Here is a 15,008-nt window from a genome sequence, read left to right as displayed (position 1 = left end):
CAATACACTATGTAACTATCGTCGGCACCTTGGACAATGGTTCGGCGTTACCCATCTTTGCGAGCACCCGCCCGGCGCCCTCCCGGGCTTGTCGCGTCCGAACAAATGTGGAACAGACTTTCCTATGCTGACCAAGATTTCCGTACGCGGCGCGCGTGAACACAATCTCAAGGACGTCGACATCGACATCCCCCGCGACACGCTGACGGTGATCACCGGGCTGTCCGGCTCGGGCAAGTCGAGCCTCGCGTTCGACACCATCTATGCCGAGGGTCAGCGCCGCTACGTCGAGAGCCTGTCCGCCTATGCCCGCCAGTTCCTCGAACTGATGCAGAAGCCCGATGTCGACCATATTGAAGGGCTCAGCCCCGCGATCTCGATCGAGCAGAAGACGACGAGCCGCAACCCGCGCTCGACCGTCGCGACCGTCACCGAGATCTACGACTATATGCGCCTCCTCTGGGCGCGCGTCGGCATCCCGTACTCGCCCGCGACCGGTGAGCCGATCGCCGCGCAGACCGTCAGCCAGATGGTCGACCGCGTCATGGCGCTCCCCGAGGGCACGCGGCTGTACCTGCTCGCCCCCGTCGTCCGCGGCCGCAAGGGCGAGTATCGCAAGGAACTCGCCGAGTGGCAGAAGGCGGGCTTCACCCGCGTCCGCATCGACGGCACGATCCACGACATCGACGAGGCGCCCGCGCTCGACAAGAAGTACAAGCACGACATCGAGGTCGTCGTCGACCGCCTCGTCGTCGGCGGCGAGATCGCCACGCGCCTCGCGGAATCGTTCGAAACCGCGCTGAAGCTCGCCGAGGGCCTCGCCTATGTCGACCCCGCCGACCCGGTCGAGCCGCACACGCCCAAGTCCGAAATCCTCGGCAGCAACGCCCCCGACGGCCGCATCGTCTTCAGCGAGAAGTTCGCCTGCCCGGTCAGCGGCTTCACCATCTCCGAGATCGAGCCGCGCCTCTTCTCGTTCAATGCCCCGCAAGGCGCGTGCCCGGCCTGTGACGGCCTCGGCGAGAAGCTGCTGTTCGACGAGGACCTCGTCGTCCCCAACCACATGCTCAGCATCAAGAAGGGCGCGGTCGTCCCCTGGGCGAAATCCAACCCGCCCTCGCCCTATTACATGCAGGTCCTCGGCAGCCTCGCGCGCGAATACAAGTTCGACATCGAGACCCCCTGGGGCGAGCTCCCCGAGGAGGTCCAGCGCGTCATCCTGCACGGCTCGAAGGGCAAGCCCGTCACGCTCACCTTCATCGACGGCAAGAAGAAATACGACGTCTCCAAGCCGTTCGAGGGTGTCATCGGCAACCTCAACCGCCGCCTGCTCCAGACCGAGAGCGCGTGGATGCGCGAGGAGCTGAACAAATACCAGTCTGCCGCCCCGTGCGAGGTCTGCGCCGGCGCGCGCCTGAAACCCGAGGCGCTCGCGGTCAAGATCGCGATGGAGGACATCAGCTACGCGACGCACCTCTCGGTCGTCGATGCGCTCCAGTTCTTCACCGACATGCCGCAGCACTTGGGCGACCAGCAGAACGCGATCGCCGAGCGCATCCTGAAAGAAATCGTCGAGCGCCTCGGCTTCCTCAACAATGTCGGCCTCGACTATCTCAACCTCGACCGCACCTCGGGAACCCTGAGCGGCGGCGAGAGCCAGCGCATCCGCCTCGCGTCGCAGATCGGCAGCGGGCTGTCGGGCGTGCTCTACGTCCTCGACGAGCCCAGCATCGGCCTGCACCAGCGCGACAACGACATGCTCCTCAAGACGCTGCGCCGTCTGCGCGATCTCGGCAACACCGTGCTCGTCGTCGAGCATGACGAGGACGCGATCCGCACCGCCGATTACATCATCGACATGGGCCCCGGCGCGGGCGTCCGCGGCGGCCAGGTCGTCGCGCAGGGCACGCTGAAACAGATCCTGAAGTCGAAGGGCAGCATCACCGCCGACTATCTCAACGGCACACGCGAAGTGCCGGTGCCCGCCACGCGGCGCAAGGGCAACGGCAAGAAGCTCACCGTCCACAACGCCACCGCGAACAACCTGACGGGCGTCACCGCGAGCATCCCGCTCGGCACCTTCACCTGCGTCACCGGCGTCTCGGGGTCGGGCAAGTCGAGCTTCACGATCGACACGCTCTACGCCGCCGCCGCGCGCGAGCTCAACGGCGCGCGCATCGTCCAGGGCAAGCACGACAAGATCACCGGCCTGCAATATCTCGACAAGGTCATCGACATCGATCAGTCGCCGATCGGCCGCACCCCGCGCAGCAACCCCGCCACCTATACCGGCAGCTTCACGCAGATCCGCGACTGGTTCGCGGGCCTCCCCGAAGCCCAGGCGCGCGGCTACAAGCCCGGCCGGTTCAGCTTCAACGTCAAGGGCGGCCGCTGCGAGGCGTGCCAGGGCGACGGCGTGCTCAAGATCGAGATGCACTTCCTCCCCGACGTCTATGTGCAGTGCGATGTCTGCCACGGCGCGCGCTACAATCGCGAGACGCTCGAGGTGAAGTTCAAGGGCCACAGCATCGCCGACGTGCTCGACATGACCGTCGAGGACGCCGCCGAGTTCTTCAAGGCGGTCCCCCCGATCCGCGACAAGATGGCGATGCTGGTCGAGGTCGGTCTCGGCTACGTCAAGGTCGGCCAGCAGGCGACGACGCTCTCGGGCGGCGAGGCGCAGCGCGTCAAGCTCGCCAAGGAACTCTCGCGCCGCGCGACCGGCAACACGCTCTACATCCTCGACGAGCCCACCACCGGCCTGCATTTCGAGGACGTCCGCAAACTCCTCGAAGTCCTCCACGCGCTCGTCGAGCAGGGCAACACCGTCGTCGTGATCGAGCATAATCTCGACGTCATCAAGACCGCCGACTGGGTCCTCGACCTGGGGCCGGAGGGAGGCGTCAAGGGCGGCGAGATCGTCGCCGAAGGCACGCCGGAAAAGGTTGCCAAGGCCAAGGGCAGCTTCACGGGCAAGTATCTGGCGCCGTTGCTGGAGAAGAAGGTGATCGAACCCGCTAGGTAAAGCGAAGCTTCTAATACAGCCAGAGTGTGGCAGACCGCACGAGTGCGAAGAGTACCGCCACGTGGAGGCGGGGGCTATTCAGCGTCATGACTAGGCCGGCAGCAGGTACTTCTTCGTTCGCTTTGCCGTTTAGGACTTCTTTGTTGGATCATAAGATAAAATTGACTCTATTTCCTCTTTAAGCATTTTCGGGCGACCTTTCATAATATATGTGCACCGCAGCCTTTCGGCCTCGGCAGCAATTTCTGGGTCCCGATGAACTGTATAGACAACGACTTGTCTATTTCTATATCCCGAATTACGAGCCCTCCAGGCAGCGTAGAGCCCCGGATACTTACTGTATAAATCCCCCTTTGATGCGACGTCTGCTGACAGCGGTGGAAAAACGGGTATATTTAGATCGATAATGCTTATCCGATGAGAGTTATTTTGTAGCTCATCTACACCTTGATTTACGTCTGTCTTCATCGTGACGGTAAATCCACCATCTTCAAGGTAGTCGGAAAGCCAAAGAATGTTGTGTGGCTCGTCGTCGATAATAAGTGCCGTCAGACTTGTATCTTCGTCGGTCATGGCCTCATCCTTTGTGATTCAGGAAATGCGTTTGGAAGTCTAATAAGGAACTCAATACGTTCGTCACCTATGAGTTGAACCTCCAGCTTTCCGCCGTGGACCTCTTCAACAATCTTTTTGCAAATGTACATCCCAATGCCCGTGCCCGAGGCAACCACTTGTCGCGCATTGATACCCCTGTATCCCAACTCAAATATTCTTGGTAGTTCGGCTCGATTTAAGGGCCTTTTCATAGTACTTTTAATGGATACAAGTAGATTTCCCGAATCTCTTTGTATCCATTGATTAACGTTTACAGTGGTATTAACTTGACTATACTTTACGCAATTATCAAATATGTTGATATAAACCTGATTTAATAGCTCAAGATGGCCTCGAACCCTGTTTGCAATAAATCTCTCTTCCAAGGATATTCTTATACCCTTTAGCTCGGCATCTTCTTGAAAAAACATAGCAGATCGGATTATCTGTTCAGGAACAAGAATATCTCTTTGTTCATAGGATGTTAGTCTTTGAAAACCTTGAGCAAAATATGCCAAATTTCTGATTAGGGAAATGCATTGTTCAAGCTGTGCTCGAGCTGCCCGTAGGCGCTGATCCTTTCTTTTTTCGTCTTTAATCTTGTTCTCAACAATGTTGTCTAATGTTCCTGCTACGCCATTAAGCGGGTTAACAATCTGATGAACAAAGTTTGAAAGAAGAACAAGATCCAACGATGACTCTTCGAGATCTTGTGAGGTTTCTCTACTCATTGTGGATCCCTTGACCTAATCATCACTGATGATGGAGACGTTATAACCTGTTCGATTTCCGACCAAAGGGCAATTTCGGTCAAGGTCGAAGCAGCGCTACCAGAAATTGGTAATCTGGAGTTCTGAGCGTCTACATGTACCCAACCATCATATTCCGATAGCGAAAGCGCGGCGGCGGCAGTTACATGTCGCAAAGTTCCTATGTATGCCTCAATGCCTGCTGCATCAAACGGCATCAGTATCTTGCTTCGAGGAACTACCCAATCCGGTATTGAATGCCAGGGAGTTAAAATGAATGCCGCCCTCTGATAGCGTTCAATATCTTGCGTTCGTTGGAAGACTAGATTGGCGATCGCCGATGCGGCATGAAGCGCAGTTTCCGCTGGATGTTGCGCTATATAACTCGCCTCCGCTGCTTGTGAAAACTTTAACCCATGAAGACTTATCGACTGAAGACTAACTGCCGCACTGGGGGACTCGCTAAGTCCATATCGTGTAGCCACGTTGACGTGAGTTCTCAAACGCGATGCTAGCTGGTATCCTCTCCAAAATCGGATCTGCAAGTGATTATCAGAATTCCATCTAGAAATTTCTGTCTCACACACGGGGGATGGGTTAGATGTGCTGATCATCAGAAGATAATCAGCTTTATGGTTGTTTGCATAAGCAAGCTTTTGAAAGACGGTTGGCCAGTCAATCGACGACGAGTAGCGCTTGCACTCAGCGTACCACCGTTGATTAGTCTCGGCACCACTGGCATCTGTGAGTGTGTAGGAAGCCTCTATATCTCGACCTCCATCTGCACCAGGAGTTCGCCACACCATCGACGAAAATCCAGATACCTGCATTAGGTCATAGGCTAAGTTCTCAAACTCTGCCGGGGAAAGTTCAATTAGCGTCCTGAGTGTCATGTAAAGATGCTAGCAGACCAGCGCACGGGATCAACCGCGTAGCATTCTCATATCAGCAGCGTGGTCACCGCCGCCCGACCGCCGAATTGCACGAAACTCCTTCCTAAAGGTACGGAATGACCGCCCCGGGGGGCTGTCCTACTACCCCCGTTTCAGCATATCTGATCGGTCCTCTCCCCTCGGGATAGGATCAAAACGTGAACAAACGTTCCGACACGCCGCCCCGCGCACCGGTCTTCGCGACGGTCCCCGGCACCGACTATGCCGCGCTCTACGCGCCCGAGCCCATAAAGCCGCGGATCACCTCGACCGCCGACACCCCCAGATGGGGCGGCACGCCTGCGCGGCTGCGCGTGCAGCCCGGCCCCGCCGTCCCGGGCGCCGGTCTGGCGGTCCCCCGCGCGATCGTGTCCGGAGACGGCGCCCCCGCGAGCTATCCCCGCACGGACGATCGCTACACGGCCGTGACGGCCTCGCCGCCCACCACCTTCGTCACCGGCGGCGCGGAGGACGACGACGACGCCCCCCTCGACACGCCCGCCGCCGCGGCGCCGCTCCGCGCACCCGGCGACCCGGACACGCCCGGCGACGCCCCCGACCCGCACCAGCCCGCGCGCGACGCTCTCGACCTCATGCCACCGGGCGCCGCCTGCGGCTCGCGCCGCCAGGACGGCTGGTCCGCCGCCAATCAGCGCCGCTTTCTCGAGGCGCTCGCCGAGGGGCACGGGGTCGATGTCGCCGCGCGCCGCGTCGGCCTGTCCGCCACCTCGGCCTATGCGTTCCGCCGCACCGCCAAGGGCGCGGTGTTCGCGCTCGGCTGGCGCGCCGCCGCGCTCGTCGCGCGCGATTCGATCGCCGAGACGCTGCTCGTCCGCGCGCTCGAGGGAACGGTCGACACGATCGTCCGCGGCGAGACGGTCATCACCCGGCACAAATATGACAACCGGCTCGGCCTCGCGCTGCTCGCCCGGCTCGATCGCCAGGCGGAGAGCGCGCCCGATGCCGATGCCAAGGCCGCGCGGCTCGTCGCGCAGGAATTCGACGCCTATCTCGATCTCGTCGGGCGCGATCAGGGCGCGGCGCGCGCGGGGCTGTTCCTCGCGCGGCGGACGGGCGGGGCCGGGGCCGGGGCATGGGCCGGGGCAGGGGGCGCCGATGATGCCGCGGGCGGCGATGCGCATGATCTCGGGCCGATCTACGCGCTCGCCGCCGCCGACCGGCTCGTCCGCACCGGCGTCGCGACCGCGGCCGAGGTCGATATCGCCGATCTCGATCCCGCCGCGCGCGCCGGCTGGAGCGGCGAGCAATGGGCGCGCGCCGAGGCCGCCGGGATGGTCGCGCTCGCCCCGCCGCCCCCCGCGCCCCCTCCCGCCGGGGACGACGAAACCGCTTCATCGTCTCAACATTCGCAACATTCGGCCGCGGAGGAAGAGGACGACGACGATTATGACGAGGACGATGACTATGCGGAGGCGGGGGACGTCGGGGGCGCGCTGCCCGGTTTCGACCCGCCCGTCTGGCGCTGCGCGGCGACCGGCGCATGGCGCACCCGCTTCCCGCCGCCTGCGGGGTTCGCGGGTGCGGTGGTCGGCGACTATGGCGACGACGACTATGCCCGTGCGCTCACGCCCGCCGAGGCGGAACTGATGGACGCGGCGCAGGATCTGTCGCGCGCGTCGCTCGCGGCGTCGGAGCGGCAGGATCGCGACCGCTGGTTCGCGCGCGTCACGACGCGGATCGCCGCCCTGACGGTTCAGCTCGCCGCGTCGGCGGATCCCGGCGACGGTTCCGGTGCCGAACCCGGCCTCGATCCGGGAACAGGGTTGCACGCAAGCCGTTGAGGCTGCGCAACAACCAGGACATTCGTCATGCCAACCCCCGTGCGTCACCCGCACCGCAAGCCCAAGACCTTCGGTCGCACTGCGATCGCCGCGGGGGTCGCCGCGCTCGGCCTGGGCGGCGCGCTGCTCGCGGCCTGGCTACGCCGCGCGCCCGCCAATCCGGCCGAGCATGCCGCCCCCGATCTCGCCCCCGCCCGCCCGCATCCCGGCCCCGCCGACCGCGCGCCGGAGGCCTTCCGCCCCGATCCCACCGCGGTCCCGACCAAGGCGGAATATGACTCGCTGCGTCCCGCGACGCTGCCGGTCACCTGATTTCAGTTTTTCCACGGAGAGTTTCATGAGCATTTTCAGCAAGATCAAATCCGCCATCTTCGGCGAAAAGGGCCCGCTCGGCAGCGGCCATTTCGGCACCCCCAAGCCCGCCGCCCCGGCACCCGCGCCGGCCCCCGCCGCCATCGCCCCGAAGCCCGCCCCCGCGGCGCCGGCAGCGCCCACTCCGCAGACCGCCCCCGCCGCCACCCAGCCGGTCGATGTCGAGGCGGTGCTCTCGGGCATGGCGTCGCGCAAGAATTCGGACCTCAACTGGCGCAGCTCGATCGTCGACCTGATGAAGCTGCTCGACCTCGACTCCAGCCTCGACAACCGCAAGGAACTGGCCACCGAGCTCGGCTATACCGGTGCCAAGGACGGCAGCGCGGAAATGAACATCTGGCTGCACAAGGCCGTGATGCGCGAACTGGCCAAGAATGGCGGCACCGTTCCCGCGGGTCTGCAGGACTGAGTGCGCCGGCGCCGGCAACCAAGGCCGGCGCCGAGCATTGAGGTGATACCGACAAACCCCTGAAAGGACACGAAATGCGCGCTATGACGCTGGGCCTTATGGCCGCCTCCACCCTGATCGCCGGCTGCGTCGGCGGTGGCGGCGACCGCTACGGCGTCGACCCGCGCTATCGGTCCTATGACTATAACCGGCCCGACCCCGCCTATGGCAGCTACGACGCCGGCCGCTACTACCGCGACGACCGCCGCTACCGCGAACGCCGCCTGTCGAACAACGACCGCATCTATCGCGGCAATGACGGCCGCTATTATTGCCGCCGCAACGACGGGACGACCGGTCTGATCGTCGGCGGCGTGGCCGGCGGCGTGCTCGGCAACGTGATCGCGCCCGGCGGTTCGGGACTTCTCGGCACCGTGCTCGGCGCCGCCGGCGGCGCGCTCGCCGGACGCGCGGTCGATCGCGGCAACACCCCGGCACGCTGCCGCTAATGACCGGGGCCGGCGGCGATATGTTACGCCGCCGGTCTTGGTGCTGCGGGAGGACTTTCTGATGGTAATGGTCGTCTAAAAACACCGCCAGATTTGCAATTTCGGGTCGTCTGGCCCATATGGAGATTTGCTACAGTCGCATATCGACGGTTCTTGGCGCTTTGCGGCACCTTTCTCCTTCTTTCCCTGCTCCGCGGCATCGGGCGGTCCGAACCTCGGATTGCCCCATAACAAAGAAGGAGCCATCGCATGGCTATCACTGGCACCGTAAAGTTCTTCAACGCCGACAAGGGCTATGGCTTCATCGCTCCCGATGGCGGTGGCAACGACGCATTTGTGCACATCACCGCGGTTGAGCGCGCCGGCATGCCGACGCTGAACCAGAACCAGCGCGTCACCTACGAGCTCGAGCCCGACAAGCGCGGCAAGCAGTCGGCTGTGAACCTCCAGCCGGCCGACTGAGGCTGTCGGCGGACTTGTCCGCCGATGACTGATTTCGGTCGCGGCGCGGCGGCTCTTATGGCCGCCGCGCCTACTTCCTCTAGTTCCTCAGGAGCGCAGCAGCATGGCCGATAATCCAGAATTCTACCGGGCCCGCGCTGAAGAAGAGCGTCGCAACGGCGATGCCGCCTCGCTCGACAATGTCCGCGACCGCTGCCGCCGTGCCGAAAAGGCCTGGGATGACATGGCCAACCGTGCCGAGCGCACGCAGACGTTGCGCGCCGCCCGCGAAGCTGCCCCTCCCGGTGGCGAGCGCATGGCAAATACCCCGATGATCCCCGCCGAATAAGATCGGCTTAGAACGGCCGCCGCCATCGGCGGCCGTTTCCATATTTAGCGTTTGAGCGTGGCTACACGCCGCACCGTCAGCGCACTCCACCTGTATCCTTCCATTTGTCGAGGATTTCCGGCGCGGGCGGTAATCGATCCGCTTCGATTGGCGTCGACGCACGAGCGACCGCACTTGTTGGAACCGTCGCCGACATGGTGTCAGCCGGACCTGAATCGCCTCTGGTGCCACCCGCGCTATCAGGCAGCGCTGTGGTCGAGAGTACTGCAAATGCCGCCCCGGTGGCCCCGCCTGGCACGGGCTCGTGACCGAGATAGTGCTGGTTAAAGGCAGCAACGGTGCCCCAATAGTCTCGCCACCGGTGGAAGAAATGTGCACCGACGACCGCCGTCATCACCAGACTACGGCTCCAGGGCGGCGTGACGGCATAGGTATGATAATGCGTTGCCAGTCCGACCGGAGTGTAGACATAGCCCGCCAAAGCCATCGCCGCATTCCGCTCAGCCCGGACCCAGGCAAACCTGGCCGGCGCGTGCGCGGTGGCACCGTCACAGGCAAAGCTAAACTGACATGCAGTCGGTGCCCCGCCCGAATGCGGCCCCTGATAGACCACGCCGCAGACGCTTGCCGGGAAGGCGGGATGGCGGACACGATTGAGAATGACCTGCGCGACCGCGCGTTGCCCGGCATCAGGCTCGGACGCGGCCTCGTAATAGATTGCCATCGTCAGGCAGAACAACGCCCGCGCCCTGTCCGCGGCACTCGTCCCCGTCATCGAAAAGGGACGTCCTGACATGACGCCGGTATCCCTCGTAGGAACATTAACGGATCTGGGCACCTTGGGGAGGGCGGTCGTTCCCGTCACTCCGGGGACGGGAGCCCCAAAGTCCCTGGGAATGCTCTCAAGAGCATTGCTATGGCGCCCCTCGCCATTGCCGCCACGCAAAGGTGTCCCGGCATCCCTTGGCGCGTCACGGAACGCTGCGTGCGCAAACAGCGCGGTCGACGCGATCACGCCGGATATGGCCACCGGCAACCATCGCCGTCTCGATGACCGGGAGGCCCAGCGCGTCGTGTTCAAAATCCCGCTATCCTTGCGCCACCGTCATCAAAGACGGCCAGCCATATTGCAGGAAACCCTATCGTTCCGCTACCGAATGCCCGCGTGTGTCCCGACGAGAGTCATTTAAGTGCGGCGGTATCGAGCTTTAACGCAGCCTCGGGGATCAGCTCGGTCTGCGGGTAGGCTTGACGGAGCGAGGGGGCGAACTGCCTGGCATCGCCGACAACCACAATACTGGCCTTTTTGGGATCGAGCAGCGCCGCGGCTGCGGTTTGGACCGACGCGGAATCAACTGCGCCAACCTTTGCCGTAAACTGCTGCAGTTCATCGACGCTGACGCCGTTCTGGACATAAGATCCCAAAATTCCCGCAACGCCGGACGTCGTCTCGATCCCGCGCCCGAAATTCCCAACAAGTACCGCCTTGCGCGTTTCCAGTTCACCCGGGGATACGGGCGCCTTGCCCATGCCCGCCAGTTCAGTTGCGATCAGCGAGACCACTTCCGTTGCGGTAGGGTTCTTGGTCTGTGTCCGCGCGGCAATCGTTCCCTGTGTCTTCCCCGCGTCCAGCGTGCTGCCGGCGCCATAGGCCAGACCGCGCTTGATCCGGATTTCCTGGTTCAGCCGTGAAGAAAAGCCTCCGCCAAGTACGGTGTTCGCTACCGCCAGCGAATAATAGCGGGGGTCGGTGCGCGCGATCGCCGGCCGGGCGACGACGACGCCAGCCTGGCCCGCATCGGGCATGTCGACGACGATCACGCGAGGCGCCGGGTAATCGATCGGCATGCCGGGTGTCGTCGCCGCGCCGGTCTTCTTCCAAGGGCCGAATTGGGCGTCGGCCAGCGTCTTCGCCTGCGCCGCGGTGACGTCGCCGACCATGATGAGCGTAGCCTGATCGGGGCTGAAGCTGCGCGCATAGGCCGCGGTGATGTCGGCCCGGGTGATCGCCTTCAACGAGATCGGCGTTCCGCCGACCGGCGCGCCATAGGCAGACGTGCCTAGAACCGCCCGATCGGCGACCAGTGCGGCCAGCTGCGCCGGATTCTTGAGCGCGAGTGATACTGCGTCGACCTGCTGCGTCCGTGCCCGTTCGATTTCGTCGGGCGCGAATGCAGGGTGCATCGCCACGTCGGCGAGGATCGACAGCGCGGGGGCAAGCTGATCAGCCTTCACCGTGACGTCGACGGAGGCACCGTCGCTGCCTGCATCGCTGCCGATCGATCCGCCAAGGCCTTCGATCTCCCGTGCTATCTGCGTGGCCGTTCGCGTGCGCGTGCCTTTGGTCAGCAACTCGGCCGCCAAGCTGCTGACGCCTGCTTGATTGGCAGGATCGGTTGCCGCGCCGCCACCGGTAACGAGATAGGCGGTGACGATCGGCAGATCGTGCCGCTCTACGGTGATAAGCCGCATGCCATTGGCGAGCTGCGTCGAGATCGGCTGGGGCAGGGTCGGCGAAATCGGTGTACCGGGGGCGGGGGCAAGGACGCGCTGTCCTTCGGCGGCGGGGGTAACGATCTCGACGTTGGCGGGCGCCTTAAGATCGGCGACGTGGACGCTGGGAGCCACATCGATCGTCGCGACCCGCGTCGCGGCCGGCTTGGCATCGAGCGGAAGATACCGGATCGTCGCGGATTGCGCGTCAGCCAGATAGGTCCGTGCGACGCGCTGGATATCTGCGGCCGTGACCTGCGCAATGGCCGCGAGCTGGCGGTCTGCGGCGCGCGGATCACCATCCACGATCACCGATGACGCAAGGGTGCTCGCCTTTCCTTCGGCGGTTTCCCGGGCGATGATCGACGCTGTCAGAATTTCGTTCTTCGCCTCGGCCAGTTCGGCAGGCGTGACGGGGGCATCGCGCAGCCGTGCGATTTCTCGCTTGAGCGCGGCTTCACCCGCGTCGACGCTCTTGCCCCCGGCCATGATGGCGTAGACGACCAGATTGCCGGTCGACTGCTTGCTGTCGATCATGGCGTCGGCGGACTGCGCAAGTTGGTCGCGGTAGACGACGCTTTCGTAGAGCCGCGAGCTTTCGCCCTCCGACAATATCGCTTTCAGGAGACTGAGCGCAGGGATGTCGGCAGCGCGGTCCGCCGGGATATGATAGCTGATCAGCACCGCGGGGAGCGGCGTGTTGGGCTCGTAGACGGTACGCGTCACGGCTTGGGTACGGGCCGGCTCGGCGACCGTTACCCGAGGAATTTCCCCGCTCGGCTTCTTGATGGGGGCGAAGTAGGTGTCGATCCAGCGATCGAGCTGTGCCGGCTCGAAGTTGCCCGAGACGACCAGAACCGCATTGTCGGGTCGGTAATAGGTTGCATGAAAGGCGCGGACGTCGTCGATGCCGGCGGCTTCGAGATTTTCCAGGCTGCCGATCGTACCACGTGCATAGGGATGTCGTGCATAGGCAAGCGCGGGATAATAGAGCGAGAACAGCTTGCCATAGGGCCGGGCAAGGGTGCTCTGGCGAAGCTCCTCCTTCACGACGTCGCGTTCAGACGCGAAGCTTTTAGGTTCGACCACAAGGCTCGCCATCCGGTCGGCCTCTGCAAACAGCAGACGCTGCAGGTGATTGGCCGGAACCACCTCGTAATAATTCGTATAGTCGTCGTTGGTCGAGGCATTGTTATACCCGCCAACATCTTCGGTCAGCCGGTCCATCTGTTCAGACACCAGATTGCGGGTCGATTTGAACATCAGATGTTCAAACATATGGGCAAAGCCGGACCGGCCCTTGGGATCGTCCTTGGACCCGACGTCATACCAGACCTGGACCGAAACGTTGGGTGTCGCCGTGTCCCGGATGGCGTAGACACGCAAACCGTTGGCCAGCACGCGTTCGGTGAAGGCGAGCGGTTTTACCGACACGTTCGATGTAGATTTGGGGGGGGCGGACTGCGCCACCACCGCTGCAGGACAACAGGCTGCACCAAGCAGCAAGGCGTAGCGGAGGAGGCGCATCTGTGTCCTTACTTCTGGGTACGCGAGCGGTTAAAAAGCACCGCGCCGGCGATGGCGGCAGATCCTATGCCGACGCCAAGCCCGATCTTTGCAAGCGGCCAGGTCTTCGCCTTCTCGACGGTCGCCTTTGCTGCGGCTTCGGCGTGAAGCTTTGCTTCCTTGGCTGCGGCGAGGATTTCGTTGGGGGTATCGTCGTCGGCAGCCGTTGTGATGGGGTCGGTCACGTCACTCTCCTAACTCGATTTCCGACCATACTCCGCTCGGAAATCATTTGCGAACTTCGTCAATGTACCGGCGGCGATCGCAGCGCGCAGATCTGCCATCAGCGTTTCGTAGAACCAGATATTGTGTTCGGTCATCAACATCGCGCCCAGCATCTCGCCCGCGCGGACGAGATGATGCAGATAGGCCCGGCTCCAGGTGGCGCAGACCGGGCAGGCACAGTCGGCCGCCAGCGGCGACTGGTCCTCGGCAAACCGGGCGTTGCGGATGTTGATCGGCCCCTTGCGCGTGAACGCCTGGCCGGTTCGCCCTGACCGGGTCGGCATGACGCAATCGAACATGTCGATTCCGCGCTCGACAGCGCCCACGATATCGTCAGGCTTGCCGACGCCCATCAGATAGCGGGGTTTGTCGGCGGGCAATTGTCCGGGGGCGAAATCCAGGCATCCGAACATCGCCTCCTGTCCTTCGCCGACCGCCAATCCGCCGACCGCATAGCCATCGAAGCCGATATCGATCAGCGCGTCCGCCGACGATTTGCGGAACGACTCATTCAGCGCGCCTTGCTGGATTCCGAAGATCGCGTTGTTCTCCGCATGGGCACCGCCTGCATCGAAGGCGTCGCGCGATCGCTTCGCCCAGCGCATCGATCGTTCCATGGCCGCGGCCTGAACTTCACGCGTCGAGGTCGTCGGGACAAGCTCGTCGAACGCCATGACGATGTTCGACCCCAATAATCGTTGGATCTCGATCGACCGTTCGGGGCTGAGCAGGTGGCGGGTGCCATCGAGATGCGATTTGAACGACACCCCTTCCTCGGACCGCTTGGTAAGATCCGCGAGGCTCATCACCTGATACCCACCCGAGTCGGTCAGGATCGGCTTCGACCAGCCCATGAAGCCGTGAAGCCCGCCCAGTCGCGCGACACGTTCCGCTCCGGGACGCAGCATGAGATGATAGGTGTTGCCGAGGATGATGTCGGCCCCCGCGGCCGCCACGTCGTCGGGCTTCATCGCCTTGACCGTCGCGGCGGTGCCGACCGGCATGAAGGCGGGGGTACGGATCACGCCGCGCTGCATCGCGATCTGGCCCGTGCGTGCTGCGCCATCGGTGGCAGAAATGGTGAAGTCGAAACGAAGGGACACGGGATGATCCATTAACGGCGCTTGCCGCGCGGTGGGGCGTTGGGGGCGAAGCTTCTGATCGTGAGCAGCTCCTCGCGCACGAGCACACCGTCCCGGTTGCGGTCGAAGCGGAGAAAGAACTGCGCAAATCGGGCCTGAAGCTCGGCAAGGGTGATCGCGTTATCGCCGTCGCGATCGACTTCGAAGGGACTGGGCAGGGCGTTGCGATCGCCAAGCCATTTCAGCGACCAGTCGGCATAGGCGATATAGCCGATCTTGCCCGTCGTGCTGCCCTCGGCGCCCGCAAAGCTCCGCGCGAGGCAAGTGTCGAGTTCGGGCCTGGTCACGCGCGCGTCGCGATCCCCATCGCAGGCGGCGACCAGCATTGCGGCCGGTTCGGCAAAGATCGTTGCGGGCGGTTGCGCGACCCCAGCGGAAGGCACGACCTGCAAAGCCAGGATCAACGGGATCAACATGGGCC

15 protein-coding genes are annotated in these 15,008 nt (G+C 63.1%); 7 read left to right on the top strand and 8 right to left on the bottom strand.

The features are described from left to right. Positions 1–124 precede the first annotated feature (124 nt). Entirely contained in the window at positions 125–3,025 is a 2,901-nt protein-coding gene (gene uvrA / locus SOM18_RS10855) for an excinuclease ABC subunit UvrA (RefSeq protein ID WP_320481636.1), read from the top strand. Positions 3,026–3,154: 129 nt separating this feature from the next. Here the strand turns inward: uvrA and SOM18_RS10850 are convergent, their stop codons facing one another. The 3 genes from SOM18_RS10850 to SOM18_RS10840 are packed head-to-tail and all read right to left on the bottom strand — an operon-like array spanning position 3,155 to position 5,261. Beyond that, complete coding sequence (locus tag SOM18_RS10850; protein ID WP_152555435.1) at positions 3,155–3,598, bottom strand: response regulator; 444 nt, start codon at positions 3,596–3,598, stop codon at positions 3,155–3,157. Then, a complete protein-coding gene (locus SOM18_RS10845) occupies positions 3,595–4,350 on the bottom strand; it encodes a HAMP domain-containing sensor histidine kinase (protein ID WP_320481635.1) in 756 nt (251 codons plus the stop codon). Before SOM18_RS10845 ends, SOM18_RS10850 begins: the two co-directional genes overlap by 4 nt. Continuing rightward, positions 4,347–5,261: a restriction endonuclease gene (locus tag SOM18_RS10840; RefSeq protein ID WP_081874225.1), complete on the bottom strand. Its 915-nt coding sequence runs from the start codon at positions 5,259–5,261 to the stop codon at positions 4,347–4,349. Before SOM18_RS10840 ends, SOM18_RS10845 begins: the two co-directional genes overlap by 4 nt. A gap of 197 nt (positions 5,262–5,458) precedes the next feature. Here SOM18_RS10840 and SOM18_RS10835 point away from each other — a divergent pair, with 197 nt between their 5' ends. From SOM18_RS10835 to SOM18_RS10810, 6 genes are all read left to right on the top strand, one after another. Beyond that, positions 5,459–7,102, top strand: a complete 1,644-nt coding sequence (locus tag SOM18_RS10835) for a hypothetical protein (protein ID WP_320481634.1) — start codon at positions 5,459–5,461, stop codon at positions 7,100–7,102. A 27-nt stretch (positions 7,103–7,129) separates the two neighbouring features. Further along, positions 7,130–7,414: a hypothetical protein gene (locus tag SOM18_RS10830; protein WP_156360224.1), complete on the top strand. Its 285-nt coding sequence runs from the start codon at positions 7,130–7,132 to the stop codon at positions 7,412–7,414. 25 nt (positions 7,415–7,439) lie between these two features. Further along, positions 7,440–7,883, top strand: coding sequence for a DUF3597 domain-containing protein (locus SOM18_RS10825; protein ID WP_192069798.1), 444 nt, complete (start codon positions 7,440–7,442; stop codon positions 7,881–7,883). Positions 7,884–7,957: 74 nt separating this feature from the next. Then, positions 7,958–8,371 carry a glycine zipper 2TM domain-containing protein gene (locus SOM18_RS10820; protein ID WP_031394997.1) on the top strand — a complete coding sequence of 138 codons (414 nt, stop codon included), beginning with the start codon at positions 7,958–7,960 and terminating at the stop codon, positions 8,369–8,371. Positions 8,372–8,620: 249 nt separating this feature from the next. After that, positions 8,621–8,833 (top strand): cold-shock protein, encoded by a 213-nt coding sequence (locus SOM18_RS10815; protein ID WP_031394996.1) that lies wholly within the window; start codon positions 8,621–8,623, stop codon positions 8,831–8,833. Positions 8,834–8,936: 103 nt separating this feature from the next. After that, positions 8,937–9,161 (top strand): hypothetical protein, encoded by a 225-nt coding sequence (locus tag SOM18_RS10810; protein ID WP_031439967.1) that lies wholly within the window; start codon positions 8,937–8,939, stop codon positions 9,159–9,161. A gap of 76 nt (positions 9,162–9,237) precedes the next feature. Here SOM18_RS10810 and SOM18_RS10805 read toward each other — a convergent pair whose 3' ends face one another. The 5 genes from SOM18_RS10805 to SOM18_RS10785 all read right to left on the bottom strand — a co-directional run bounded on the left by SOM18_RS10805 (position 9,238) and on the right by SOM18_RS10785 (position 15,003). After that, the gene (locus tag SOM18_RS10805; protein WP_414712111.1) at positions 9,238–9,900 is read right to left on the bottom strand and encodes a cell wall hydrolase; all 663 of its coding nucleotides are present in this window, start codon (positions 9,898–9,900) and stop codon (positions 9,238–9,240) included. Between the two features lie 443 nt (positions 9,901–10,343). After that, positions 10,344–13,181, bottom strand: coding sequence for a M16 family metallopeptidase (locus SOM18_RS10800; protein WP_031439968.1), 2,838 nt, complete (start codon positions 13,179–13,181; stop codon positions 10,344–10,346). 8 nt (positions 13,182–13,189) lie between these two features. Continuing rightward, on the bottom strand, positions 13,190–13,405 hold the full coding sequence (locus tag SOM18_RS10795; protein WP_197975095.1) for a hypothetical protein: 216 nt from the start codon (positions 13,403–13,405) through the stop codon (positions 13,190–13,192). A 9-nt stretch (positions 13,406–13,414) separates the two neighbouring features. Continuing rightward, positions 13,415–14,560 carry a tRNA guanosine(34) transglycosylase Tgt gene (gene tgt, locus SOM18_RS10790; RefSeq protein WP_031439969.1) on the bottom strand — a complete coding sequence of 382 codons (1,146 nt, stop codon included), beginning with the start codon at positions 14,558–14,560 and terminating at the stop codon, positions 13,415–13,417. Continuing rightward, on the bottom strand, positions 14,560–15,003 hold the full coding sequence (locus tag SOM18_RS10785) for a calcium-binding protein (RefSeq protein ID WP_031439970.1): 444 nt from the start codon (positions 15,001–15,003) through the stop codon (positions 14,560–14,562). The genes tgt and SOM18_RS10785 overlap by 1 nt, the downstream gene beginning before the upstream one ends. Positions 15,004–15,008 lie beyond the last annotated feature (5 nt).

This window comes from Sphingomonas sp. CFBP9019, assembly GCF_034045155.1.
Classification (GTDB): Bacteria; Pseudomonadota; Alphaproteobacteria; order Sphingomonadales; family Sphingomonadaceae; genus Sphingomonas; species Sphingomonas aerolata.
This window is presented reverse-complemented; position numbering and strand designations above follow the sequence as displayed.

Coding starts and splice junctions, on each gene's coding strand:
- SOM18_RS10830 (WP_156360224.1), top strand. CDS start 7,130: ATGCCAACCCCCGTGCGTCACCCGCACCGCAAGCCCAAGACCTTCGGT.
- uvrA (WP_320481636.1), top strand. CDS start 125: ATGCTGACCAAGATTTCCGTACGCGGCGCGCGTGAACACAATCTCAAG.
- SOM18_RS10825 (WP_192069798.1), top strand. CDS start 7,440: ATGAGCATTTTCAGCAAGATCAAATCCGCCATCTTCGGCGAAAAGGGC.
- SOM18_RS10820 (WP_031394997.1), top strand. CDS start 7,958: ATGCGCGCTATGACGCTGGGCCTTATGGCCGCCTCCACCCTGATCGCC.
- SOM18_RS10840 (WP_081874225.1), bottom strand. CDS start 5,261: ATGACACTCAGGACGCTAATTGAACTTTCCCCGGCAGAGTTTGAGAAC.
- SOM18_RS10785 (WP_031439970.1), bottom strand. CDS start 15,003: ATGTTGATCCCGTTGATCCTGGCTTTGCAGGTCGTGCCTTCCGCTGGG.
- SOM18_RS10850 (WP_152555435.1), bottom strand. CDS start 3,598: ATGACCGACGAAGATACAAGTCTGACGGCACTTATTATCGACGACGAG.
- SOM18_RS10810 (WP_031439967.1), top strand. CDS start 8,937: ATGGCCGATAATCCAGAATTCTACCGGGCCCGCGCTGAAGAAGAGCGT.
- SOM18_RS10845 (WP_320481635.1), bottom strand. CDS start 4,350: ATGAGTAGAGAAACCTCACAAGATCTCGAAGAGTCATCGTTGGATCTT.
- tgt (WP_031439969.1), bottom strand. CDS start 14,560: ATGGATCATCCCGTGTCCCTTCGTTTCGACTTCACCATTTCTGCCACC.
- SOM18_RS10815 (WP_031394996.1), top strand. CDS start 8,621: ATGGCTATCACTGGCACCGTAAAGTTCTTCAACGCCGACAAGGGCTAT.
- SOM18_RS10800 (WP_031439968.1), bottom strand. CDS start 13,181: ATGCGCCTCCTCCGCTACGCCTTGCTGCTTGGTGCAGCCTGTTGTCCT.